The organism is Hymenobacter canadensis (assembly GCF_027359925.1).
Classification (GTDB): Bacteria; Bacteroidota; Bacteroidia; order Cytophagales; family Hymenobacteraceae; genus Hymenobacter; species Hymenobacter canadensis.
Genome location: NZ_CP114769.1, coordinates 79,183 through 102,112, shown reverse-complemented (window position 1 = coordinate 102,112; position 22,930 = coordinate 79,183). Strand labels below are relative to the sequence as shown.

Annotated in this window: 24 protein-coding genes and 1 pseudogene; 19 read left to right on the top strand and 6 right to left on the bottom strand. The window is 45.8% G+C overall.

Going from position 1 to position 22,930, the window contains the following annotated elements; translation table 11 throughout:
* Positions 1-3: 3 nt before the first annotated feature.
* Positions 4-1,047: a sensor histidine kinase gene (locus tag O3303_RS21615; RefSeq protein ID WP_269562294.1), complete on the bottom strand. Its 1,044-nt coding sequence runs from the start codon at positions 1,045-1,047 to the stop codon at positions 4-6.
* Positions 1,048-2,278: 1,231 nt separating this feature from the next.
* Here O3303_RS21615 and O3303_RS21610 point away from each other — a divergent pair.
* Together O3303_RS21610 and O3303_RS21605 are read left to right on the top strand one after the other, a co-directional pair.
* Complete coding sequence (locus O3303_RS21610) at positions 2,279-3,364, top strand: lanthionine synthetase LanC family protein (RefSeq protein ID WP_269562293.1); 1,086 nt, start codon at positions 2,279-2,281, stop codon at positions 3,362-3,364.
* Positions 3,365-3,443: 79 nt separating this feature from the next.
* Positions 3,444-3,605, top strand: coding sequence for a hypothetical protein (locus tag O3303_RS21605; protein WP_269562292.1), 162 nt, complete (start codon positions 3,444-3,446; stop codon positions 3,603-3,605).
* 586 nt (positions 3,606-4,191) lie between these two features.
* Here the strand turns inward: O3303_RS21605 and O3303_RS21600 are convergent.
* A pseudogene (locus tag O3303_RS21600) lies at positions 4,192-4,935 on the bottom strand (IS5 family transposase).
* A gap of 781 nt (positions 4,936-5,716) precedes the next feature.
* Here O3303_RS21600 and O3303_RS21595 point away from each other — a divergent pair.
* The 14 genes from O3303_RS21595 to O3303_RS21530 all read left to right on the top strand — a co-directional run bounded on the left by O3303_RS21595 (position 5,717) and on the right by O3303_RS21530 (position 14,862).
* On the top strand, positions 5,717-8,119 hold the full coding sequence (locus tag O3303_RS21595; protein WP_269562291.1) for an outer membrane beta-barrel family protein: 2,403 nt from the start codon (positions 5,717-5,719) through the stop codon (positions 8,117-8,119).
* 243 nt (positions 8,120-8,362) lie between these two features.
* Positions 8,363-8,506: a hypothetical protein gene (locus tag O3303_RS21590; protein WP_269562290.1), complete on the top strand. Its 144-nt coding sequence runs from the start codon at positions 8,363-8,365 to the stop codon at positions 8,504-8,506.
* Positions 8,507-8,546: 40 nt separating this feature from the next.
* Positions 8,547-8,690, top strand: coding sequence for a ComC/BlpC family leader-containing pheromone/bacteriocin (locus O3303_RS21585; protein ID WP_269562289.1), 144 nt, complete (start codon positions 8,547-8,549; stop codon positions 8,688-8,690).
* A 40-nt stretch (positions 8,691-8,730) separates the two neighbouring features.
* Positions 8,731-8,874 (top strand): ComC/BlpC family leader-containing pheromone/bacteriocin, encoded by a 144-nt coding sequence (locus O3303_RS21580; RefSeq protein WP_269562289.1) that lies wholly within the window; start codon positions 8,731-8,733, stop codon positions 8,872-8,874.
* Positions 8,875-8,914: 40 nt separating this feature from the next.
* Complete coding sequence (locus tag O3303_RS21575; RefSeq protein ID WP_269562289.1) at positions 8,915-9,058, top strand: ComC/BlpC family leader-containing pheromone/bacteriocin; 144 nt, start codon at positions 8,915-8,917, stop codon at positions 9,056-9,058.
* 40 nt (positions 9,059-9,098) lie between these two features.
* Complete coding sequence (locus O3303_RS21570) at positions 9,099-9,242, top strand: ComC/BlpC family leader-containing pheromone/bacteriocin (RefSeq protein ID WP_269562288.1); 144 nt, start codon at positions 9,099-9,101, stop codon at positions 9,240-9,242.
* 40 nt (positions 9,243-9,282) lie between these two features.
* The gene (locus O3303_RS21565; RefSeq protein ID WP_269562287.1) at positions 9,283-9,426 is read left to right on the top strand and encodes a ComC/BlpC family leader-containing pheromone/bacteriocin; all 144 of its coding nucleotides are present in this window, start codon (positions 9,283-9,285) and stop codon (positions 9,424-9,426) included.
* A gap of 32 nt (positions 9,427-9,458) precedes the next feature.
* The gene (locus O3303_RS21560) at positions 9,459-9,602 is read left to right on the top strand and encodes a ComC/BlpC family leader-containing pheromone/bacteriocin (protein WP_269562285.1); all 144 of its coding nucleotides are present in this window, start codon (positions 9,459-9,461) and stop codon (positions 9,600-9,602) included.
* A 40-nt stretch (positions 9,603-9,642) separates the two neighbouring features.
* Entirely contained in the window at positions 9,643-9,786 is a 144-nt protein-coding gene (locus O3303_RS21555; RefSeq protein ID WP_269562286.1) for a ComC/BlpC family leader-containing pheromone/bacteriocin, read from the top strand.
* A gap of 32 nt (positions 9,787-9,818) precedes the next feature.
* Complete coding sequence (locus O3303_RS21550) at positions 9,819-9,962, top strand: ComC/BlpC family leader-containing pheromone/bacteriocin (protein WP_269562285.1); 144 nt, start codon at positions 9,819-9,821, stop codon at positions 9,960-9,962.
* Positions 9,963-10,002: 40 nt separating this feature from the next.
* Entirely contained in the window at positions 10,003-10,146 is a 144-nt protein-coding gene (locus tag O3303_RS21545) for a ComC/BlpC family leader-containing pheromone/bacteriocin (protein WP_269562284.1), read from the top strand.
* 149 nt (positions 10,147-10,295) lie between these two features.
* Positions 10,296-11,285, top strand: a complete 990-nt coding sequence (gene gwsG, locus O3303_RS21540) for a grasp-with-spasm system ATP-grasp peptide maturase (protein WP_269562283.1) — start codon at positions 10,296-10,298, stop codon at positions 11,283-11,285.
* Positions 11,286-11,533: 248 nt separating this feature from the next.
* A complete protein-coding gene (locus tag O3303_RS21535; protein ID WP_269562282.1) occupies positions 11,534-12,559 on the top strand; it encodes a hypothetical protein in 1,026 nt (341 codons plus the stop codon).
* Positions 12,560-12,675: 116 nt separating this feature from the next.
* A complete protein-coding gene (locus tag O3303_RS21530) occupies positions 12,676-14,862 on the top strand; it encodes a peptidase domain-containing ABC transporter (RefSeq protein ID WP_269562281.1) in 2,187 nt (728 codons plus the stop codon).
* Between the two features lie 709 nt (positions 14,863-15,571).
* On the opposite strand, the gene O3303_RS21525 is transcribed toward O3303_RS21530, so the two are convergent.
* Positions 15,572-16,039, bottom strand: a complete 468-nt coding sequence (locus tag O3303_RS21525) for a recombinase family protein (RefSeq protein WP_269562280.1) — start codon at positions 16,037-16,039, stop codon at positions 15,572-15,574.
* Between the two features lie 155 nt (positions 16,040-16,194).
* On the opposite strand from O3303_RS21525, the gene O3303_RS21520 reads away from it, so the two are divergent.
* Together O3303_RS21520 and O3303_RS21515 are read left to right on the top strand one after the other, a co-directional pair.
* Entirely contained in the window at positions 16,195-17,001 is an 807-nt protein-coding gene (locus tag O3303_RS21520) for an IS5 family transposase (protein ID WP_269558484.1), read from the top strand.
* Between the two features lie 182 nt (positions 17,002-17,183).
* Complete coding sequence (locus tag O3303_RS21515) at positions 17,184-17,564, top strand: hypothetical protein (RefSeq protein ID WP_269562279.1); 381 nt, start codon at positions 17,184-17,186, stop codon at positions 17,562-17,564.
* A gap of 392 nt (positions 17,565-17,956) precedes the next feature.
* Here O3303_RS21515 and O3303_RS21510 read toward each other — a convergent pair whose 3' ends face one another.
* Together O3303_RS21510 and O3303_RS21505 are read right to left on the bottom strand one after the other, a co-directional pair.
* Complete coding sequence (locus O3303_RS21510; protein WP_269562278.1) at positions 17,957-18,337, bottom strand: hypothetical protein; 381 nt, start codon at positions 18,335-18,337, stop codon at positions 17,957-17,959.
* A 155-nt stretch (positions 18,338-18,492) separates the two neighbouring features.
* The gene (locus tag O3303_RS21505) at positions 18,493-19,236 is read right to left on the bottom strand and encodes a peptidase associated/transthyretin-like domain-containing protein (protein ID WP_269562277.1); all 744 of its coding nucleotides are present in this window, start codon (positions 19,234-19,236) and stop codon (positions 18,493-18,495) included.
* A gap of 200 nt (positions 19,237-19,436) precedes the next feature.
* Here O3303_RS21505 and O3303_RS21500 point away from each other — a divergent pair, with 200 nt between their 5' ends.
* Positions 19,437-19,898 carry a hypothetical protein gene (locus O3303_RS21500; protein ID WP_269562276.1) on the top strand — a complete coding sequence of 154 codons (462 nt, stop codon included), beginning with the start codon at positions 19,437-19,439 and terminating at the stop codon, positions 19,896-19,898.
* Between the two features lie 1,038 nt (positions 19,899-20,936).
* Here the strand turns inward: O3303_RS21500 and O3303_RS21495 are convergent.
* A complete protein-coding gene (locus O3303_RS21495; RefSeq protein WP_269562018.1) occupies positions 20,937-22,397 on the bottom strand; it encodes an IS1182 family transposase in 1,461 nt (486 codons plus the stop codon).
* Positions 22,398-22,930 lie beyond the last annotated feature (533 nt).

Here is a 22,930-nt window from a genome sequence, read left to right as displayed (position 1 = left end):
AGTTTACAAGGCAATAGTAAGATGGCAAGTATAGTGATTCTGCTCATCGTTTATAGTCAAAGTATAGCGGTTTGGATATGTCAATTCAAGCCGATGCTTGGTGTTGGCCAAGCCGATGCCCATTGATTTTTCCTTGGGACCGTTACGTTTCATGTTATGGGTGTGAAAAGTTAGTTGGTTATTGACTATGCTGAGTTGAATCAACAGCGGATTACGCGGGTCTGATAGCTCTCCATGCTTGAAACAGTTCTCTACGAATGTAATTAGGACCAGTGGCAGGATCATCATGAACTGCAAGTTGCCACGGACTTCAAACTGTACCTGAAGTTGATTGTTGAATCGTAACTGATTGATAGCAATGTAATTGTGAAGGTGTTGAATTTCTTTGTTCAGCATCACCTTGCCATTGTCGTCGTCCTCCTGCAGTGCATAACGCATTATATCTGACAGTAACAGAATGCCTTTAGCCGTCTGTTCAGAATACTGATACACTTGAGCGTAAAGAAAGTTAAGTGAGTTGAATAAGAAGTGTGGGTTGATCTGATTCTTTAGAAACGATAAATTGGCTTCCATCAGGCTCTTTTCGGCTACTCGCAACTCATGCTCCTGCTCGCGTTTTTGCTGTTCCAATTGGATAGTATTGCGCGCGAACCAATAGCCAATACTTGGCAACAAAAAGTACATGCCCCGGTAAAGTGATTCGGCAATGAAGATCCTTAGCGAAACTATGGGGGTGGCTACGGGGATGCCCAACAACGGAAAGACATCAACCCTAAGGATATGTCGTATCACAATGAAGCACCCTAATAGTCCTACAAGGGAGAGGAAGTAAAGCACATAGCGCCGCCGGGCAAAAAGCCAGGGCATTAGTACTAAGCAATTGGTGTAAAACAGTGTCGCATTAATACAAAATCCCATCCCTGTTTCGAGCAGGCTGATCGATGCGGGGCGAATCGCAATTCCGATGAGTAGTTCGTATATGATGAAGCCAACCCAAGCCATGGAGTGAAGCAGGATTGGCTTAAGTTTTATAGCACTATTTCTCATACAGTGAAAGTAAGTGCTAAACTATCAAATATGGACGTTCACTCTACTAGCAGCATAGCCCCGAACTTAGTTGGGGCGGGTTACAAGGGAAGCTAATTAGGCGGTTATGCCATTAGGCACAGAAAAATTCGCGTGGCGTCAACCCGCATCGGTATCCTTGCTGCTTGGCGTGATCGTAGAACAGTAGACAGGCTTGTGGGTGCTCTTTGACCGGGACTATAGTTTGTTCAACGCCGAATGATGGTTGCCTTCAGGAGCCAGTTGAAGCGCTCGACTTTGCCGTTAGTAGTGGGCGAGTCAACTAAGCGGCGCGGCGCGTTGAAGTGAAGCAGCAGCAGCTGCGGGTCAAGCAGTAATCGCCCGGAAACCACCAATTCACCGGTGCAGCTGCCCAGGAAAATACCCTAAGTCGTCAGTCAGCACGGGGCGGACTTTACAGGATGGCATCTTCAGTACTCGGCTCAATAATCTGCTGCCCATTACGCGCGTGGCCCGCGGTGGCTCGGCAAAGGCACCTTGTCTGATGCAGTCGAAAGCAACAATGAGCTACTTGTTAGCCATCCTGCGGGCGTAGGCATAAGGTTTTTGCTCCGGGAGGTTCTGGGGAGCTTTTAGATCGCCAGAACCTCCAATTTGCCTGGATATTCTGTTTCCAGGCTATCAAGCCCTCCCTGGTCGCTAGCCCCGTGCATTGCATCCATACGGGCGGGGGGGGGGGCAGATTCGGTACTGCTTCAAAATGCAAGAAAAGCAGGGTTGGTCTATCTAATAGGGGGATTGGTGTAACAGTTTTTAGTAAATTTTACCAATCATCTACGTTTGTTCAAGTCAAACGCATTTCTATCCATATTTCTTCAAACAATAGAATCTGATGAAAAACGCGAATAATAACCCCAAGTTTCAATTCACGAAGACTATTGTTACCCGATTCAAGAAGGCTGCTCATGGTTCTGCAACGGCCCCTACCTCCGTTGCTACCGTTACGGAGATTACTTTCTTGTAAAAAACTGGCTTTACTACGCAAAGTGATGAGAGCACAGTCCTAATTCTGCCTTTAATCGCGTGGTTGCTTCACTGCCTTGCGGCTAACCTGGGCACCCACAACGACAGCTTGTTGTCAACAAGCTGTCGTTGTGGATTTTATCATCAGGCGCAGGATGCAATCTTTTCTTTACCTCCACTCAGTGGATCTTCCTCAATAGACGTTGTGTACCAGTTGCCAATAAACGTTATGCAGGGTTGGCAGCTCCTACATTCGCTGCTTATAGAGCGGAACCGGGAGGGTGTCACGCTGCTGCAATTACTTAGTTCTACTTGTTATCAATATTGCGTTCACACCGTTTTTGGGCAGAAGCAGGATGCTGTTCTTATCCAAAAGATGGGCGTACAAATCCTTGATTATTTAAGTTATTCCCCGTTGAAAATAGAGAATGAGCATTTGGTTTTGCTGGCGTGGCTCTATCCACGGCTTAGGGTGCAACAGCCTGTAGTAGCTCAGCGAATCCAAACGGTTCTTCGTGCCCATGATCAGAATTTATTACAGGAATGCCTGATGCTATTTCCCGCGGCGGCCAACCGTGCGCGCATCTTCTCAATTCTTCGCTACTTCAGCTTACGCCTAGATGATGAAGGCATCCGGGGAAACATTCAATTACTGCTGCCTTTATGTGCCCAGCTGGAGCAGGCAGATCCTATACTACTTGGACTGACGTCGGGACAAGCAGGTGAACTTCTATTGCTGGTGAGGTTGTGCCGAAAAGGTCTATCGGATTCCCATACCCAGCAAAAAGTCCGGGACGGGATTCTAACACTACTGCCGTTACGACAGGCAGTTGACTTTGGGGAATGCCGATATTCAATTTTTCCGGACCACTTCTGCAAAGCTACGGGACAGATCAGCTATAGTGCGGAAATGAACTGGCATCAGGGCGACTTAGGACAAGCTTGGGTGTTGTACGAGGCCCATGATTTACTCAAGGATGCGGAATTAGCGAAGATTGCGGAGTTAGTTGGGCTCAGTACTTTGCTGCGAACTACGAGCTGCACTACGGGCATAGTTTGCGCGCAGTTTGACCGGGGCGCAGCTGGAGTAGTGATGTTGTATCGGAAGCTCTATCAGTTAAGTGGCCATCCAGCATACAAGCAAGGGTATCACTCCTGGCTAGACCAAACCTTGAAGCTAGTCCGGCAAGAATTGGCAGCTGGTATTGAGGTATTGCCAGTTGACGACCTGCGTCAAGGATTAATGGGCGTTGGACTTGTGTTACTATCCTCCCTTACAGAGCAGGAGCTTGACTGGCAAGAGTTCATGTTATAGGAAAGCTCCCAGGATGTGGAGACTATTATGAGGTGGTCTAGTGAGGCTGGACGGAATAAGGACGTATTTTCCTGCCGTCATGGCAACATCTCTGCACGTCAGCAAGCCGGATAAGCGGCGCAAATACGACGATGCATCCAAGACCGAAGCCTTGCGTCTGGCCGGCAAAAGCCACTCGCCCCAAGCGGCGGCCCGGCAGTTGGGCATCAGCAAGAAGCTGCGCTACCGCCGGCAGCAGTAACAAACCGTTGTGGCAGCGGGTAGCGTGGAGCAGACCCGCGACTCGGAATGGCGGGCACTGCGGGCCGAGAACCAGCGTCTGCAGCGCGAATTGGTCATATTAAAAAAAGCCTTGGCCATCTTCAACCGCGAAACTCCGTGAGCTGCTACTGCTTCATTGACCAGCACCGCGCAGCTGTGCCGGTGCGGGCGCTCTGCACGGTGCTGCAGGTAGACCTAAGCAGCTACTGCGCGCCCAGCAGCCCCGCTGTTTGTACCTCGCACTACCGCTACCTGGGGTCACGGCAGGCGCGTGGCGGTTAACCGCTTGCTGGTCCAGCCGGCCCCCACGGCCCCTAACCAGGTCCTGGTAGGCAACATCACGTGCCTGCCCAAACAGGGCGGCGGCTGGCTCTAGTTGGCCAGCTGGCAGGACGCCTAATCGCGAAAAATTGTGGGCTGGGACATGCGCTCTGGCGATGCCCGAAGACTTGGTTCACGAAGCGTTGCGCCGGGCGCTGGCTGTGCGCCAGTCCGCACCCGGGCTCGCCGTGCACTCCGACCAGGGCAGCCAGTACACGGCCACGCGCTTTCGGGACTTAGAGTAACTAAGTAAACCTGATGCATGCCTTAAGATTAATGAGGGCACAGGTAGGCTTAGTGAAGGCCAGGTGGATGTCGTCGCGGCGTTCGTAACGCATGCGCAGACGGTGGTTGCGGTTGAGCCAAGCGAAGATCCGCTCGATCACCCAGCGGTGGCACCCCACGCGCTCGCTCGACTCGATGCAGCGGCTGCGTAGCGCTGGATGGCACTTACAGTAGTCGTAGCCTTTTTCCGCATGCAGTCTGGTAGGGCGTTTGCGCGGGCGGCCGCGCACCTGGCATACGGGCTCAACCGCATCCAGCAACGTGTTGAATACAGTCGATTCGTACTGGTTAGCCCTACTCGACTGCACCGCTAGCGGCGTGCCACGGCGGTAAACGAGCAGGTGGCAGTTGGTGCCCGGCTTGCCGCAATCCATCAGATTCGGCCCGGTTTAAGCCCCGCTTTTGCAGCCGGAATGCTTGGCGCGTCTGGGCTGGCACAGGACCAATCGAGTTGTCTGGCCACGTTAAGTTGGTCTTGCAACACCTGGTGCAGACGCTGCCACAACCCCGGCCTTGTGCCAGGCACGTGGGTGGCGCCAAGAGGTCATGCCCCACCCGCAGTCCATTTCGGCCGGCAGCATTTATCCCGGAATACTGCTGCGTAACGCGAATAGGATACCTGTTAGCGCAGCGCGGTTTCCTACCCGCGGCCGGCCTCTTTTCGGGTGCGCAGCGGCCGGCGGTAGCAACGGCGCTACCAAGATCTAAAACTCATCTTAAACCAGTGGTTTTGCCATAGCTCCTATATACAAACCCCAGTTTTGTTAGGTACCCTTAACTGGTCCATGCATTGAGGAGGTAATTCGTAGAGGTCGGCAACGCCTAACGTGTAGACAACTCCTGGGTTACTCAACATTGCTTTTTTGACGAAGCTTATTCAAGCACCACTTCCCCGATAAGTACGCTTGCACTAAGAATACGGGAATGTGCTCATCACTGCAGGGAAGGCTTGGTCAGCATTATGTAGCAGTAGTTATGCGCCAACAGCTCCAAAACCCAAGCTGGCGGCTACAGCTCGTCTCAGCTTACGCCTGTGATTCCGCAGATCAATAGCTACAGCAACTCCATTTGTCAGGGAAGGAACGGTATTCGTTCCAATAGCGCAACAAATTAATATACAAGTAATTGATTGTCAGAGTATTGTGCGCAAATCTGTGCTTTGATAGACTTGACTTGCTCGGACTTTACTAGCTGGATATTCAGACCGCTCGGCTGCATCCACGTGCGTTCGTCCATACGAATGTCCAGTTGGTGTAATAATCTTTCTACGGCCAAGGGACTAAAGTAAGTTTGTTACAGATACAAGGGGAAAAGATAACGTTGAATGATTTAAATGAATAAGCCGATGAGTATTGAATTCAATATAAATACGGGAGGACGTTTGCGAAATGAGTTCACAGAAAATTCCTGACAAATTTCGAGTATAGATGTCACTAATACCGGTTAATTGGTTTAAATAGTTCAGCATAGTTAAATGAAAATGCAATGAAAAATAAATTGAAACAGAGGAAAGAACTACTGATGTTAATTTTTTTCATCGTAGCTAGTGTCAATTCTTTTGGGCAAAATTATAATCCAATCATTAAGGGCAATGTTACAGATGAAGTTTATAAACCACTAGAATATGCCAATGTAATAATTTATCAAGATAGTATAGAAAAGCAAGTTATTTATACGAGTGCAAATGGAGGTTATGAATTTAAAGGCGAATTAAACAAAAACTATAAAATTAAAATTCTGTATTTGGGATACGATCCAATGCAATTTAATATTACTTTGAGTAAGGATACTATAATTAAAAGTCAGTTTACTAAAGCAGTCACAGCGCTGAGAGAAGTTGTGATTAAAGGTAGAAAACAATTAGTAGAAAGAAAGATAGATCGTCTCATCTATAATGTTGAAAATAGTATTAATTCTAATGGGAGTGATGCTTTAGAGCTACTTCAAAAGACCCCATCACTAAGAGTGAGAAATGGTGAAGTCGGTATTATAGGTAAAAGTAAAGCAGCCGTGATGATTAACGACAAGTTAGTCTACTTATCCGGCGACGATTTGACAGCATTTCTGAAATCTATCAAGTCTGATGATATATCATCGATTGAAGTTATTCCTACCCCTCCTGCTCAATATGAAGCACAAGGTAATAGTGGGTTAATAAATATTAAAACTAAAAATCCACTAAAGGACTCCTATAGCGTAGTTATTGGAGCAAGTAATACTCAGGCAACTTATAGCCGATTGGGGGGGAATATTGGTGTAAATTTTCAAAAAAATAAAGTAACTATAGCAAGTAGTATTAATGTAGGTGAAGGATCATTCAGGATAACTGATCAACAAAACATAGAACTCTATGATCAGTACTATTCAAAAAACGGAAACTCAACTGTTTTTAATAAGAACATGAGTGCCAGGTTATTTATAGATTATAAAATAAATAAAAAATCAACTATTGGAATTCAATATTTGGCTAGTAAAAGTAGTCCAGAAATTTCAGAAAATAGTAGAATATCCTACCGAAATAAAGGAGAAAGTGCTGATTCAACTATAAATACTATCGCAAATAGAGTAAGGAAGACAGGATATAATACCGTTAACTTACATTATAACGTGCTTATTGATTCGCTAGGTAAGCAGCTAAAATTAAACTTTGATGTACTTGATAATGCGGATAATAACAGTCGATATTTTTCCAATAGACTTGTAAATGGGAATAACGAGGAGAGTAATTATTTGAATTCGGGTAGTGAAAAAATTAAAGTTATTAGTGCTAAGGTGGATTTCATATTGCCAGTAAAATTTGCGGATTTATCTTTTGGCAGCAAGCTAAGCAGTGTTTCAAGCGAAAGTGATTTACTGTTCTATAATCAAATAGACAACCAATACATCATAGATAATAGCTTGCGAAATATTTTCAAATATGATGAGAACGTTCAAGCATTTTATGCGAGTGCTTCTAAGAAGATAAATAATCTAGAAATTCAATTAGGGCTTCGGAACGAATTGACCCAAGCGATTGGAAAGTCTGAAATTAGCGGAGAAGTCAATAAGTATACTTACAACAAGATATTTCCAACGGCTTATGTAACATATAAAGTTGGCAAAGCGAACGAATTAGCGTTCAGTTATGGAAAAAGAATAAACAGACCAGCATATTGGGCACTAAGTCCATTCAAATGGTTTAATACTCCACAGATATATAGTGTTGGTAATCCATTCCTTAGACCTTCGATAACTAATAATTTAGAAATCAATCACATTTATAATAAGAATATAAATACATCATTGTTCTTTTCTCGCGAAAATAATGCATTCGAACAATTAACTTATACTCCGCAAGATTCCAAAGATATTATTACTACCCCACTGAATTTCTTAACAAAATATTCGTACGGTATTGCCGAGAGTTTTACAAATAATCAGCTTAAGTGGGTTGAGATTAATGCTCAGGCAAAGCTTTACTACAATTCAGTAGAATCATACATTCCTAATACTCGAAAAAGTTTAAGTGGGCTTAGTGGATACCTGTCAATTGATAATAGTATTGTTATAAATGAAGAAAAAGGGCTTATCGCTGAAATGGGTGTGTGGTATCAATTTCCGGAACTATCAGGAATTGATGTAACTACAAGCTATTATTCGCTTAATGCAGGATTTAAGTTTAATGCTTTTAATAAAAAAATACAGACTACCATCTCTGCGAATGATATCCTTAAAACTGATCGACCACAATATTTGAGTACGGTTAACGGTCTTCCTCAGTATTATAGTTCATATAAAGATCAGAGAAGTGTTAGAGTTAACCTGGCTTATAAATTTGGAAACTCAAAAATACGATCTTCTGCTAATAGTAATGCTAACAGAGAAGAAATTAGAAGGGTAGTGCATTAAATGGGAGGATGTGTCAGGAAATAACTGTTGATGTAAAACGCCAGTTTAAACTAGCGAATATATAAATATCACTTGGTGGTAATGCAGTATTGAAACATCGGTTATCATTAATGAAACAGTGTTTATGATAATTATTAGTCAACTTGAAAATATTAATTATAAACATACTGCTGTCAAAAAAACACAATAATAAATTCTTTTTTCAATTAAAAATTTCTCATCCACTTTTTAACAACCAACACAATGCAAAATTTTCTGCAAACTCTGGAAAGCTTTGAGCAAATCAACGGACAGGAGCTTGACCTCATTGCCGGAGGTATTGAACTGGCACTCGACTACGATTGCTCGAAGAAGGGCGACGTCGACTCGAATAGCAACGACAACTAGTAGTAATTCTTTTCTCATCCACTTTTTAACAACCAACACAATGCAAAATTCTCTGCAAACTCTGGAAAGCTTTGAGCAAATCAACGAGCAGGAGCTTGACCTCATTGCCGGAGGTATTGAACTGGCACTCGACTACGATTGCTCGAAGAAGGGCGACGTCGACTCGAATAGCAACGACAACTAGTAGTAATTCTTTTCTCATCCACTTTTTAACAACCAACACAATGCAAAATTCTCTGCAAACTCTGGAAAGCTTTGAGCAAATCAACGAGCAGGAGCTTGACCTCATTGCCGGAGGTATTGAACTGGCACTCGACTACGATTGCTCGAAGAAGGGCGACGTCGACTCGAATAGCAACGACAACTAGTAGTAATTCTTTTCTCATCCACTTTTTAACAACCAACACAATGCAAAATTCTCTGCAAACTCTGGAAAGCTTTGAGCAAATCAACGAGCAGGAGCTTGACCTCATTGCCGGAGGTATTGAACTGGCACTCGACTACGATTGCTCGAAGAAGGGCGACGTCGACTCGAATAGCAACGACAACTAGTAGTAATTCTTTTCTCATCCACTTTTTAACAACCAACACAATGCAAAATTCTCTGCAAACCCTGGAAGGCTTCGAGCAAATCAACGAGCAAGAGCTCGACCTCATTGCCGGCGGTCTAGTTCTCGACGCTCCCGGTGAGTGCTCGAAGAAAGAGGACACCGACTCGAATAGCAACGACAACTAGTAGTAATTCTTTTCTCATCCACTTTTTAACAACCAACACAATGCAAAATTCTCTGCAAACTCTGGAAGGCTTCGAGCAAATCAACGAGCAGGAGCTCGACCTCATTGCCGGCGGTATCGAACTGGCACTCGACTACGATTGCTCAAAAAAGAACGACGTCGACTCGAATAGCTACGACGGTTAATAATTTCTCATTCACTTTTAACAATTAACACAATGCAAAATTCTCTGCAAACTCTGGAAGGCTTCGAGCAAATCAACGAGCAGGAGCTCGACCTCATCGCCGGTGGTATCGAACTGGCACTCGACTACGATTGCTCGAAGAAGGACGACGTTGACTCGAATAGCCACGACAACTAGTAGTAATTCTTTTCCCATCCACTTTTTAACAACCAACACAATGCAAAATTCTCTGCAAACCCTGGAAGGCTTCGAGCAAATCAACGAGCAGGAGCTCGACCTCATCGCTGGCGGTCTAGTTCTCGACGCTCCCGGTGAGTGCTCGAAGAAGGACGACGTTGACTCGAATAGCTACGACGGTTAATAATTTCTCATCCACTTTTAAAAATTAACACAATGCAAAATTCTCTGCAAACTCTGGAAGGCTTCGAGCAAATCAACGAGCAAGAGCTCGACCTCATTGCCGGTGGTATCGAACTGGCACTCGACTACGATTGCTCGAAGAAGGACGACGTTGACTCGAATAGCCACGACAACTAATAGTAATTCTTTTCTCATCCACTTTTTAACAACCAATACAATGCAAAATTCTCTGCAAACTCTGGAAGGCTTCGAGCAAATCAACGAGCAGGAGCTCGACCTCATCGCTGGCGGTATCGAACTGGCACTCGACTACGATTGCTCAAAGAAGGACGACGTCGACTCGAATAGCTACGACGGTTAATCCCGAATTAGAATATCGTGAAACTTTTGCTAGTTGAAAAGTAATTTATAGTTTCATGTGATTCAAATAAATAAGTAAGGCAGTCCATACCAACGTGTGAACTGCCTTACTTATTTTAATCAATCGCTTAAAATAAATCTTTTTGTAATATGATACTAATATTAACCTATCAGCATTATGAACAAGGTACTGATGCTGTTGTAGAGTGGTTACTACATCAAAAAGAAGAATTTATTAAAATCACCATTGATGATTTAGCGAGTCTAAAGAACGATTTAGATATTGATGTAACTCAAAACAAAATATTTTATAAAGGCATCGACCTGATAAATGATATTCATGTTATTTGGTACAGGCGTTTTAATAAAAAAGTTGAGTTGCAATTAGATGAGCAATGTGAAAAGCTAAACTCTCAGCTTGAAAGAGAAGCTAATGTAGAACTTAGTTTCTTAGCTGACTATCTTTTCACTGCGCTACAAGGTAAAAAGTGGATGCCTAACTACAAAAATATAGATGTCAATAAGCTTGAAGTAACCGCCGAAGCACATTCATTGGGAATTCTAGTACCTAAAACTAAAATCCTTAAATCTAAAAGTAGCCTATTGGATTTTTATCAAGATTGTAATGAACGTATTATCACAAAGCCTATTCATCATAGTGGATATTTTGTGCGTGACAATTTTGCTTATTCAGCTTACACTACTTCTATTACTAAAAATCAAATACTTGAAGGCAATGAAACTTTCTTTCCCTCATTATTTCAGGAGAGAGTAGAAGGTGATTTTGAGATTCGTACTTTTTTTATGGCGAATAAATTTTACTCTACAGCTATTCTTGTTAATGATAATTCAAACAAAAACGTTGATATAAAACTAAATTATCAGAACAAAAAAAATATTGCATGGGTTCCATATAGTCTTCCTGAAGAATATGAGGCAAACTTGATAAAGTTAATGCATCATCTTCAGTTAAATACTGGTTCTATCGACACCATCAAGACTAAGGATAATAAATATTATTTTCTGGAAGTCAATCCAGTCGGGCAATATAGTGCTCCAGCTCAACGCTGTAATTATAATGTCGAAAGAGAGATTGCTAGTTGGTTAGCAGAGAATAATAATCCATGCATTAAAAACTGACAACAGACATTTTAAACGATCTAAAAATGGACCAATCTAAAACATTTGTTCTTGAACAAGACTTAAATAAATTGCCATTGTTCTATCAAATAATGGATAAAGAAGAGATATCGGAAGTTGGTGAAATGTATGCAAACACTGAATTTAGTTTGTCAATTAAGCACCAATCAACGTTTCTTAAATGTTACAGCTCCAATAAGCCAATTTCAAAATTGGTTTTTACTAAAATTTAATCAACAAAATACATCATGGAAAATTACTTGAAATTATATGCGTTTTGTATTCCGGTTAGGGGCAAAGACCGTAGCTTAATATGTGACTTGCAACGTTGTAATATGAAGTTTATCCCTAATTCCATGTTGGATCTTATTGAAAAAATAAGCTGTTCTCCTATCGATGATGTGGTAAAATGCTACGGAAATAATAATAGGGAAACTGTGTTTTCATATATTTATTTCCTTTTAGATAATAATCTTGCTTTTTACACTTGCGAGCCAAGTGCATTTCCTGAGTTAGACCTGTCATACCTTTCCTCTCAACATATCAGTAGTGCCGTAATTGAATATAATGGTGGTGGCTTTGATCTGTATGGCCTTATTGATCAACTGGACGATCTTATTTGTGCTTACGTTGAACTAAGAGTTGAATTGACAGATATTTTTTCGCTCCCCGATTTACATAACGTATTGAATCGTCTTGACCAGACCACAACACGATCGGTAATTTTAGCTATTAAATATAGTGATCTGATATCATTGGGAGATCTCTACTCGTTGACGACCACTTTTAAAAAGTTGGAAGCAGTGGTTTGGTATAGCTGCCCTGATTTTATTCATAGTGAACAAAATTCGGTTCGGGTAATGAATAAAAGTATTAATGAATTGGAAAGCAGCGATAGAAATAAGTATATTGTCGATGTTGATTATTTCACTGAAGCTTTGAAGTATAATCCTTACTATAACAAGAAGGTGTGTATTAATAGTGAAGGAGAAGTAAAAAACTGTCTACATCATAAAAAAAGTTTTGGGCACGTAGGTGTTAATCCATTAGAACAAATAATTTCCTCAAGAGAATTTCAGAAACTTTGGTACGCATCACACGATAGGATTATCGGAGTTATGGATCTTGAGACTCGATATAATATCATTATAATGGATGACCTAATAGATTTAGGTGATGGCACATTTGAAATTAACAAAACTGGAAGTAGTAATAAAAGTATTATTGCTATTTCGCATACAAATAATCTGATTTATGAAAATGACATCCATTAAATTTGATCTAAATGGGTGAAAGTTGATTCATCAGCTTGTGTATTTAATACTGTTAAAAGCTCGCATACTTGCAAGTATTTAATAGCCTGCTCATATTAATTTAAACAATAATTCGCATGAAAAACTTTAAATTCTATAGACAATTAGAGAGCTTGGACTGTGGACCAACTTGTTTGAAAATGATTGCTAAATATCATGGAAAAGAATATGATATTTTAGATTTGCGCGATAAATGCCATTTGAATAGATCTGGAACTTCGCTTGCCAACATCATTGCTGGATCCAATGCAATTGGATTAAAAACAATGCCTGTCAAGGTCACTTATGATCAGTTATCTAGTGCAGTGTTTCCTTGTATCTTGCATTGGCGACAAGATCATTATGTTATCGCGTTGTCAAAAACAAACAAAGGAATTAAAATTGCCGACCCAGGGTTTGGAATTATTAGCCTTAACGAAACTGAATTTGGCAATAACTGGCTTGACCATACCTCTAGTAAAGGCATCGCCTTGATTCTAGAACCGAACGAGAAATTTCACACAGTAAAAAATATAGTTGAAAAAAAAGCAGGTCTTTTTAGCTATTTTAAATATCTGAAAACTCATCAATCACTATGTTTGCAAATTATTATTGGTATGTTAGTTGGTTCTTTAATCAACTTGTTATTTCCAATAATAACGCAGCAATTGGTTGATAAAGCGATAAAATTCAAAAATATATCTCTCATAATTGGCTTATTGACAGCCCAAGTAGCGTTGTTTCTTGGCTCAACCTCGTTGGATCTCGTCAGAAGTAGAATAGTGCTATTCCTATCAACTAAAATTGGCGCTAATGCAATATCCGATTTTCTTTATAAGCTCACTCGTCTTCCAATTGCCTTTTTTGATACTAAGCTTCATACTGACATCTTACTTCGTATTGACGATCATTCTAATGTAGAGTCATTCATGACTTCTTCATCTTTAAATACTTTATTTTCATTTTTCAATTTCTTGGTATTCTCTATACTATTGTGTGTATATGACTTTGCACTTTTTCTGGTTTTTATATCAGGAAGTTTGCTATCAATAGGTTGGATATACCTTTTTATGAATAAATTAAAATCTATTAACTACCGACTATTCGAGCTCAATAGTTATAACAGGAATAGTTTAATGGAAATGGTTAAAGGTATGAAAGAGATTAAGCTTAATAATGCAGAATCATATAAGCGATTTGAATGGCAGAAAATACAGGTCGACTTATTTAATTTAAAGAATGAATATCTGTCTATTGAGCAAAATCAAAAGACCGGGTTTCAATTTATAAATCAATTGAAAAATATTATTATAATATTTATTGCAGCAAAAGCAGTAGTTACAGGTGATATCTCGTTGGGTGTCTTGCTTAGCGTATCATTCATAATTGGCCAGTTGAATGCTCCCATTGAAGATTTTGTTCATTTCTTTAAATCCTTGCAAAATGCTAAGATAAGTTTTAAACGCTTAGGCGATATATATTCTAAGCCTGATGAGGACAATGGAATCGTGAATTTTACAAATTTAACGAATGTCTCTGAGCTGGACTCCTATATTGAATTTAACAAGGTTGATTTCAATTATGATGGTCCTGGGTCGCCTAAGATATTTAATAACTTAAATTTAAAAATACCGATCAATAAAGTTACCGCAATTGTTGGGTCGAGTGGCAGTGGGAAAACAACATTGCTGAAATTATTATTGAAATTTTATAATCCCACTGGAGGAAATATAGTAGTAGGTGACGTAAATTTCTCTACTTTGTGCTCATCGAAATGGAGGAGTAATTGTGGAGCTGTAATGCAAGACGGGTACATTTTTTCTGATTCAATCGCAAAGAATATAACTTTGGATTCTGAAAATGTAGACCTAGAGCGTCTTAGGAACGCGGCCAGAATGGCAAATATTCTAGATTTCATTGACGGCTTGCCTCAGAAGTTCAACAGCAAAATCGGCGATGCTGGCATTGGTTTAAGTACAGGTCAACAGCAACGCATTTTGATTGCCAGGGTTATGTATAAAAATCCAAATATTATATTGTTGGATGAGGCTACTAGCTCCCTTGATGCTAATAATGAGAAAGTGATAGTTGAGAATTTTAATAAGTTCTTTGAGAACAAAACAGTTGTCATTATCGCGCATCGGCTAAGTACAGTCAAAAATGCGGACAAAATTGTTGTTCTTGAGAAAGGAAAGATAATTGAAGAAGGGACTCATGACGAATTAGTGAAGGCTAATGGGGCTTATCTTAATTTGATAAAAAACCAGCTTGAACTTGGTGATTAATCGTAGAAAATGATCTAATCTTTACCCTAGTAATAATAATACACATCAAAGGTTTCATTGTTTTAATTGAATCCTATAAATCAAGTTTAAGTCAATAATAATTTATGAAAAACTCTCCTGAATTCGAAAAAACGATTAATAAAAGTCCTTTGTTTATTGTTAGATATGGATATTTAATAGTATATTTGTTTATGACTATTATTTTGATATCTATATTTGGGTTCTTCCCTGATGTTTTTAACATCATAATGCATAAACTATTCAACTTGAAATAGATTGTATTCTGTTGAATTGCCTTTTGCTTTTTTAGTTTTGACCAGGATCCGGTTGTGCATTCTTGCAATCCAATGCTTTCACCTGTGCTGGCGTCTGTCGGCTTACCCCGCGCGCATTATAGGGAGTTCCACTAACTAGTCGTAGTGTTCTCTGGGGGTAGCCGAAGCGAAGGGGCTTTGTATTTGCAGCCAGATTGCCTGGCATTCGTGCAATACCAATTGGTTTACCGGTGAAGAGTTAGATCGGTAGCGTGGTTTCTGGTAGCGTTGAGCCATTGGGATAAGCATTCGCTGCCCGCATGTTTTGACAGCTAATAAGTCTGTATTATAGCTAGCGATAACAAAAGCCCCAACCTGACGGAAGGGGCTTTTGCGTTGCAGTAGATGGGCCGGCGCCGGGACACACACCTTTAAACCCGGCCGGCGCCACAAACCTATGATTTTTCTGTTTTGCCAGGAAGCATGCCGGCGACATTCCTGGTCAGCAATCGCTGCACGGTCATGGCGAAGAACGCCTTGCCCCGCCGTGTTCGATAGCCGGCCTCGTTCAACTCCTCAGCAATCTGCTGCAGCGTGAGGCCCTGGCCCTGCAGCAGCGAGGCGAGCCGGGCCGCCTGTCGGTTGGCCTGGTGGGTGCGGGCATTGTCCTGCCGTACTACCAGGCCTTTGCTAACGGCCGAGGCCGTCAGGTTGGCCGGTGTGCCGAGCTGGGCCCCGCGTGCCTTCTTGGCCGCCAGTGCTTCCTTGGTGCGTTTGCTGATAGTTTCTCGCTCGTGCTGGGCAATGACAGCAAACAGGCCCACGGTAAGCGTATTGGCATCGGGCATGTCGCAGCACACGAAGTCCACGTCCGAGTCGCGCAGGGCGAAGATGAAGCCGGCGTTGCGCGAGAAGCCGGTCAAGCTTGGCGATGAGCAGTGTCGCCCCTACCCTACGGGCCTCGGCCATGGCGGCGGCCAGCTGCGGGCGGTGGTTGCGCTTGCCGCTCTCGACTTCGACGAACTGCCATTAGCCACTAAACTAGAGCCTGTTATGCACTGGTAGCGTAATTTGGGGTATGGCACAGCAAAGCGGATACCCCAGCGACGTATCGGATACAGAATGGATGTTTGTAGCACCCTATTTGGCCCTGGTGCGGGAAGAGGCGCCGCAACGCGAGCATGCGCTGCGCGATGTGTTCAACGCCCTGCGTTACCTGGTCAAAACTGGCTGCGGCTGGCGTTACCTGCCCCACGACTTGCCGCCCTGGGCCGCCGTGTATCAACAATGGGCCCGATGGCGGGATAACCGCTGTTTTGAGCACATGATGGCCGATTTGCGCGAACTGGCACGGGTGCTGGCCGGCCGCGAGGCCGAGCCCACGGCCGTGATTCTGGACTCGCGCACGGTGCAGAGCACACCCGAAAGCGGGGCCCGCGCCGGTTACGACGGGGCCAAGCGGCGCAAGGGCAGCAAGGTGCACGTGGCCGTCGACACGCTGGGCCACCTGCTGGCCGCCGTCGTCACGCCGGCCAACGAATCCGACCGCGGGCAGGTGGAGGCGCTCTGCCAGCGAGTGCAGCAGGTCACGGGCCAAAAGGTACAGGTGGCGTATGTGGATCAGGGCTACACGGGCGAGGCAGCCGAATACGCCGCTGCCGTGCACGATATTGACTTACGGGTTATTGCCAAGCCAGCCGGACAAACCGGCTTTGTGCTGTTGCCCCGCCGCTGGGTCGTCGAGCGCAGCTTCGGCTGGGCCGCTCGCTTCCGACGCTTGGCCCGCGACTACGAACGCCTGGCCCTGACCATGCAACAGTTTCATTTCCTGGCCTTCGCGACACTCTTGCTGGCAAAAGGCGTTTTTCGCGCCACTAGTCCATAACAGGCTCTAGAGGGCGCTTGTTGCAGAGCAAGTATGATGAAAGCACCAAAAGCAAGTAGGAAGGATCTCATAATCCTGTCGTATAAGTACAATTATGTGAGGGGACGCAGGCAGCGGCCCTTTCTCGGCCTCTGAACCACCGTTTCGATGAACAACGAGGGCAATAATTGTACGTTCGCCTCATGGAACCCGAAACCGCACTCTTAGCTGCCATCCTACGCCAATCCCCCGAAGGTTCGCTGTGGCGCCTCTCGAAAGATTCATGGCAAGAGCTGCCACGTGTGCTCGGGCCGGACTTACTCCACCCCGGCGAAACATTCTGGTGGCACGTACGCATCACGACCGCAAATCGCCAGCGGCTACTGGCCGTAGCGGAGGCCCACGAGTTACCTGACAAAGTGGTGCATATGTCCCTCACCACGGCCCAAGGCCGCACGTTCTTTCGCGGCGAAGACCACTTGGATACCATCATTTGTGACTTCGATTTTCAGGGCCTGAGAGACATTTGCGGTAAGTTTTCCCGGCTTGAGCAAAGCATTGTCAAGATGGAAGCCCCTTTGTAAATGCTCTTTACTTTGAATTACGCGTTCAGAGCACCACCGTAATCCTGTACCTGAAATGTACCCGTATTGGTGCTGATATAGGTTGCGGTGGGCTGCGGATTAAGCGGCGTATCGACTATGACCAGCACTTGTCGCTGGAAAGGATTCCCTACTGCCCGCAGCCTATTGAGCAGTCTTGGCGTAGCAAAATAAAACAGGTATTGCCATGTCGTGCCGCCGTCACTGGTCTTTTACAAGCTCCCCGCAGAACCACACGCCCAACCAGAATTGGCATTAAGGAACGTTACAGAGGAGAGTGATTGACCACCTGGACCTTGGTTGGTCCATTGGGCCTATAAAGTGGTGTTCACTAAAGAGTTATTACTGCAAATACTATAATTGACTTGTTCACACTATTTTGTTTTACGCAAAGTGTCAGGTACAATAAAATCGTATGATTTTCCATTACAGCTATACTCTATACTAATATTATAACGCTTTTTTCTAACTATAAAATTAGGTTCATTAATTCTCTTTTCCAGAGTATCTCCAACATCTATACTATTTCTTAAATATATATACAATCCGTCCATTCCTTTATATTCAGCGCGCTGACTAGTTATCGGATTGTATCCTTTTAGGTGCAAATCATTTCCGTTATTTCCTCTGTCGCTAATTACCAGGTAAGCTTGTTTATTAAGGAACCGTTTTTTATAAACATCGCATGGTGTCAACTTGTTACACCCAGTTAATAGAGATAAATTAGCAAGAAAAAGTGTTATAAAAATTTTCATTTTGAGTTAGAGTAACGAATGAAAGAATTAAATGGATTGCCAAATCTGATCAATGGTTTCGCCAAAGTTTGGCCTCCTTCATTTGAACAGCGCGTTTACCTTGCCACCGTTTGCGTGAACTCCGTTCGATGCACTGGCTACTCAAGGCCGTGTCGTTATTTCGGCGGGTCTACTTCCAGCTTTATCATAGCGCCGTAGCGGCCATACAGCCCGTTATCCAGCGGTAACAGCTTCCAGCCCGTGCCGATGACGTAGCTCCAGACATTGCGCGTATTCGCCTCACACACCGGCCACATGAATGGCCCGGTGGGCATGTAGTCGACCAGTATGGAGTCAAAATACGAATTGCGTATGCCCTCATCCGGAAAATACTCCAAGGCGATGAAGTAGCCCGCATCCGGTACGGCCAAGTGATAAGGAGCCAGGTTTACCGTGAACCACTGATTTTCTCGCCAAGCCAGCATGAGAACATTTTCCGTGAGCACATCCACCCCGGGCCTGTTGCCTGCCACGTCGTACAGGCGCACGCGAAACACCTTGCGCGGCAGGGCCCCCGCGCCAATGTAAAACGAGGCCGTGCGTAGGGTACCGCCGCGCGCGAGGGAATCATTCTTCACCCGAAAAGCATGCTGGGTGCCAACGTAACCCCATTTCCCCTCTCGACCGGGCGGCAGGGCCACGGCCAGGCGTAGGCCCACCGCGTGGCCGCTGGTTACCCAATGGGCCGCGCGCACGTCATCGCTCCAGACCACCAGGGAATCCTGGACCCAGGCCGCGCTGCTTTCCAACTCGAAGTAGCCGTGCTCGTCGGCCACGGCCCCCGCCCCGTCCCGTTGCAGCCGCACGGCCGCAAAGCGCAACGGCGCCTGCGACGAGGCCTCTACGAGGTGGCCGGACACACAACTACCCTGTGCCTGACTCTCAGGCGGCAGCCGGGCCAACAAGAACCCAACGGTGAAAAGAAGGCGTGTTCGCATCCCTAAAAATAACCCTCCTTGAGCTGAATCGCCGCGTTTACCTGCGGACCGTTTCGCTGAACAAGACTTGGTTAAGCCCATTCGCTTTAGCTTCTCGGTCACTAGAACGAACCCCGCCTCTAATGGAAAACGAGTCCTTACCGCCTGAATCTGTCATTCGCTACTCTACTGTTAACCTATTAAGCTACTTGGTCGTGTGCGTAGCTTTTGTAGCTACTGCCGTGCACCAGCTGTGGAATGTCAGGCCTTTGGGATTCGGGGCGCCCTTCATTTTCTTGATTGGACTGGGGAGTTTCGTTGTTATCGGCCGCCAGCTCTGGCTCTTAGGGAATAATCGGCCCCAATTGACTATCAGCGAACGGGGAATACAACTCGGCTCAGCACCAGTAGATGTATGGAAAACCATTCGGGACGAAGAAGTGCGAAAGGTTCGGCTCGGCCGGGGCACGGATACAATTCTCTACTACCGGGCAGGAAACGAAGTGCGCGAGCTGAATATTCGCGAATTGGCGATTAGTGCCTCACACCTCACGCGTCTGCTCCAGCAATACCGGGCGCAATCGCAAGCACTGCGCCATCAATGAACCGGAGAAGTTAGAATAGCACCAAATTTATCGCTCCTTCGACTAAACAGAGCGCGTTCACGGCAGGACCGTTTAGGTGAACGTGGGCTTCTACCTTTGGCTGCCATTGCCTACTTCCCTTCAGGATTACCTTATGAAAACGAAGCTGCAGCTACTCTGCGTGTTTGCTATTCTGCCCGCCTTTGCATTTGCTCAGACGAACGACGCGTCGCTTCTTAAAGCCCAGCACATAACCACGGCGAACATCTATTTAGCGGGTAGGCTAGCCGCTACTGAACGGTATGATCTAAACGGCAATACCATCGCTTCCTCCGACGATGGTTTTTTAGTCGAGACCATCAAGCACTCCCTCGTCCAGCAATTCAACGCAGACAATCAAGTACTTTATTCTAAGCGCACGCATTCGTCCATTAAGGATACAACTTTTTGGCGCTATCGCTATAATGAAAGCCAGAAGCTAGTCTCTGTAACCGATGGGTATACAGGAAAGGAAGTACAGCACCTGGAGTATAATGCTGTCGGGCAATTAGCGCGCAAAACACTGGTTGACCCAACAGGGCAGCTCGTCAGTGACGAAACGTTTGTCTATGATAAGCGAGGCAATGAAGTGGAATCCACGATTGACGGTGGCGGCATTACCGGGCGGCTCAAACGCACCGCCTATGATGAGCAGAACCGGCCCATCAAAGAGCAGCTTTTTGACAAAGGCAAGCTCTTTTTTACGCAACTGACTGAATACAACCCTAAGGGAGCGAAAAGCAAGGAGACCTCCATAGAGCAGCTAGAGACAACAGGCGTGGAGTTTCGTTATGGAGATGACAATCGCCTGATGTCCCGGCGGCATTTCACGCTCAAGAAACGCCAAGAAGTGACGACGGGAATGGAGGAATTCACCTATATTCCTACTGGCCTACTAGCAACATTCGCAGAAGACATTTTCTCTTTTAGTCATACAAAGAGGACATTCGTGGCTGTTGCAGAACTCGTTTCGTTACCCTCTTTTTCCTGCCAGCTGCTGTCCGAGGTCTCATCTGTGCGTCAAGGTCGGCCAGTTGGGCCCTGCGAGCGCCTAATAAGGGCTAATATCGGCTGTGGCAGGGCCATGGCCAGGCTCACTTGCCGGTTGACACGGTGCTTGAGCAGCTTTTTCAGGTTGTAGGCCACGGCTGTGAGCAGCATGGTTTTGTGGGCCCCGGCCTGGCCACGCACGTTCATCCGGCGCAGGCCGTAGTGCTGGATCAGATTGCCGAAGACGGGCTCGACGGTGCCTTGGCGCACCCGGCGCATGCGCTGTCCCTGTCGGCTTTGCTGGCGCTGCCAAGCCCGGCGGTAGGGTGCGTCGTAGAGCGTGCGGGTGAGCTGCTTGCGCTTGGCCCCGGGTATGCAGGTAGACTTGAGCGGGCACTGCTGGCAGTCCGAGCAGGTGGCCCAGTAGATTTTTAGCCCGGTGCCGTCGGCCGTCATATCGCACTTGCGAAACGGCAGCGCCTTGCCCGCCCGGCAGTGGTAAACGTCCTGCTCAGCATCGTAGGTAAAGCCTTCGATAGTGGCCTTGTATTGGCCAAAGACCGGAATCCAGGCCGTGACCTGCTGGGCTTCGAGCAGGGCGTAATTCAAGCCGTTGGCGTAGCCCGCGTCGGCCAGCAGCTCATGCATGCGCAGCTGCTGCGCTCGTAACCGCTGCTGCAGCCCAGTGAGCAGGCGGGGTAAGTGCAGGCTATCGCGGCTATCGGCGAAATCAGCCTGCACGTGGCTGATCACGCCGTGGGCCGTGTCCACGGCTAGGCTGCAGAGGTAATTGAGCGCCCGGGCTTTGCCGGGCTTAATGGAAATGCGCGCATCCGGGTCGGTGGGGCTATAATGGGTCTTGTTGCTCAGCAATCGGGCTTTGTCATGCTGTGCGCCCAAGGCGCCCGATTGCGTGCCCTGTCGCCGAGCCTGGGCCGTGGCCAGATTCCGCAGCTGGTGCGCCGGGGCCGTTACCAGGTGAGCCGCAGGCGCCGTGGCCACCAGCTCACCTGTGACCAGCAACGGGCCGCGGGCGCTCACCTGCCCCTTTTCCAGCACCGCTTCCAGCGAGGCATTGGCCTTGACCGGGGCGGAGTCGACGGCTTGCGTGTCGCCGGCCACTAGCCCCTGGGCTACGCACTGGGCAAAGACGTGGTCAAACAGGCGCTCAAATACGGCGGCTGGAAATAGCTGGCGGGTGCGGCTCACGGTCGAGTGCCAAGGCAACTCCTCATCCACTTCGTAGCCCAGGAAAAAGAGGATATCGAGCCGCAGGGCACAGTGCTCGACCAAGCGCCGGTCACTGATCAGGTTTTCCAGCCGGCCCACGAGCACGAGCTTGAAAAACACCACCGGGTCGAGCGAGGGCTGGCCCGTGTGACTGTAGAGCGCTTTGGTCTCTTCGTAAAGAAAACGCCAGTCGACCAGCTCGGCCAGCCGCCGGTACAGGTTATGAGTCGGAACCCGTTCGGAGAGCCGAAAACGAGTCACGACCTTGTCGGTGAAATCTTTCCTGCCTTGCATCCTCTTGCTACGAATTCAGCAACTTGCCGGCTAGCACTTCTGCAACAGCCACGGTCCAAAAAGCGAAACGAGGCATTTTACGAACTACCCCTCAAAAATCTGGGGAGATATTCATAACTCTGCCTCTTCTATCATACAGCCAGGGCCCTAGGGCTTGTCGCTGGCCATTCTTATAGCGATGCATCACTCTCGGCGAACCATTCTTTCGGAATTGCAGCACTAGGCGTAGCCCCTGATCGTCGTAACACGCCACTGAATCAACCCGATGTGCAGCCGAATAATGTACCCATATGCCGTCCTTGTTCTTCTCCGTATTCATGGAATTGAAGACCACATCGTTGCGGGTTAAATTTGTATGCAGATACAATTTTCGGGTATCTCTGTTGCCGGGCAGGATGGCAAATGTCTTTTCTTTGATAACGATCTCACACTCAATCCTGCTGCGCCCTAGCACGATTCCCCTTTTATGATTAAATCGGTTGTAGAAGGTCTCGTAGTGA

Excerpts from the sequence above, each read along its gene's own strand:
- O3303_RS21615 (WP_269562294.1), bottom strand. The coding sequence starts at position 1,047 with ATGAGAAATAGTGCTATAAAACTTAAGCCAATCCTGCTTCACTCCATG.
- O3303_RS21570 (WP_269562288.1), top strand. The coding sequence starts at position 9,099 with ATGCAAAATTCTCTGCAAACCCTGGAAGGCTTCGAGCAAATCAACGAG.
- O3303_RS21520 (WP_269558484.1), top strand. The coding sequence starts at position 16,195 with ATGGCACAGCAAAGCGGATACCCCAGCGACGTATCGGATACAGAATGG.
- O3303_RS21535 (WP_269562282.1), top strand. The coding sequence starts at position 11,534 with ATGGAAAATTACTTGAAATTATATGCGTTTTGTATTCCGGTTAGGGGC.
- O3303_RS21545 (WP_269562284.1), top strand. The coding sequence starts at position 10,003 with ATGCAAAATTCTCTGCAAACTCTGGAAGGCTTCGAGCAAATCAACGAG.
- O3303_RS21500 (WP_269562276.1), top strand. The coding sequence starts at position 19,437 with ATGGAAAACGAGTCCTTACCGCCTGAATCTGTCATTCGCTACTCTACT.
- O3303_RS21575 (WP_269562289.1), top strand. The coding sequence starts at position 8,915 with ATGCAAAATTCTCTGCAAACTCTGGAAAGCTTTGAGCAAATCAACGAG.
- O3303_RS21560 (WP_269562285.1), top strand. The coding sequence starts at position 9,459 with ATGCAAAATTCTCTGCAAACTCTGGAAGGCTTCGAGCAAATCAACGAG.
- O3303_RS21595 (WP_269562291.1), top strand. The coding sequence starts at position 5,717 with ATGAAAAATAAATTGAAACAGAGGAAAGAACTACTGATGTTAATTTTT.
- O3303_RS21530 (WP_269562281.1), top strand. The coding sequence starts at position 12,676 with ATGAAAAACTTTAAATTCTATAGACAATTAGAGAGCTTGGACTGTGGA.
- O3303_RS21580 (WP_269562289.1), top strand. The coding sequence starts at position 8,731 with ATGCAAAATTCTCTGCAAACTCTGGAAAGCTTTGAGCAAATCAACGAG.
- O3303_RS21515 (WP_269562279.1), top strand. The coding sequence starts at position 17,184 with ATGGAACCCGAAACCGCACTCTTAGCTGCCATCCTACGCCAATCCCCC.
- O3303_RS21610 (WP_269562293.1), top strand. The coding sequence starts at position 2,279 with ATGCAGGGTTGGCAGCTCCTACATTCGCTGCTTATAGAGCGGAACCGG.
- O3303_RS21590 (WP_269562290.1), top strand. The coding sequence starts at position 8,363 with ATGCAAAATTTTCTGCAAACTCTGGAAAGCTTTGAGCAAATCAACGGA.
- O3303_RS21585 (WP_269562289.1), top strand. The coding sequence starts at position 8,547 with ATGCAAAATTCTCTGCAAACTCTGGAAAGCTTTGAGCAAATCAACGAG.
- O3303_RS21555 (WP_269562286.1), top strand. The coding sequence starts at position 9,643 with ATGCAAAATTCTCTGCAAACCCTGGAAGGCTTCGAGCAAATCAACGAG.
- O3303_RS21605 (WP_269562292.1), top strand. The coding sequence starts at position 3,444 with ATGGCAACATCTCTGCACGTCAGCAAGCCGGATAAGCGGCGCAAATAC.
- O3303_RS21510 (WP_269562278.1), bottom strand. The coding sequence starts at position 18,337 with ATGAAAATTTTTATAACACTTTTTCTTGCTAATTTATCTCTATTAACT.
- gwsG (WP_269562283.1), top strand. The coding sequence starts at position 10,296 with ATGATACTAATATTAACCTATCAGCATTATGAACAAGGTACTGATGCT.
- O3303_RS21550 (WP_269562285.1), top strand. The coding sequence starts at position 9,819 with ATGCAAAATTCTCTGCAAACTCTGGAAGGCTTCGAGCAAATCAACGAG.
- O3303_RS21565 (WP_269562287.1), top strand. The coding sequence starts at position 9,283 with ATGCAAAATTCTCTGCAAACTCTGGAAGGCTTCGAGCAAATCAACGAG.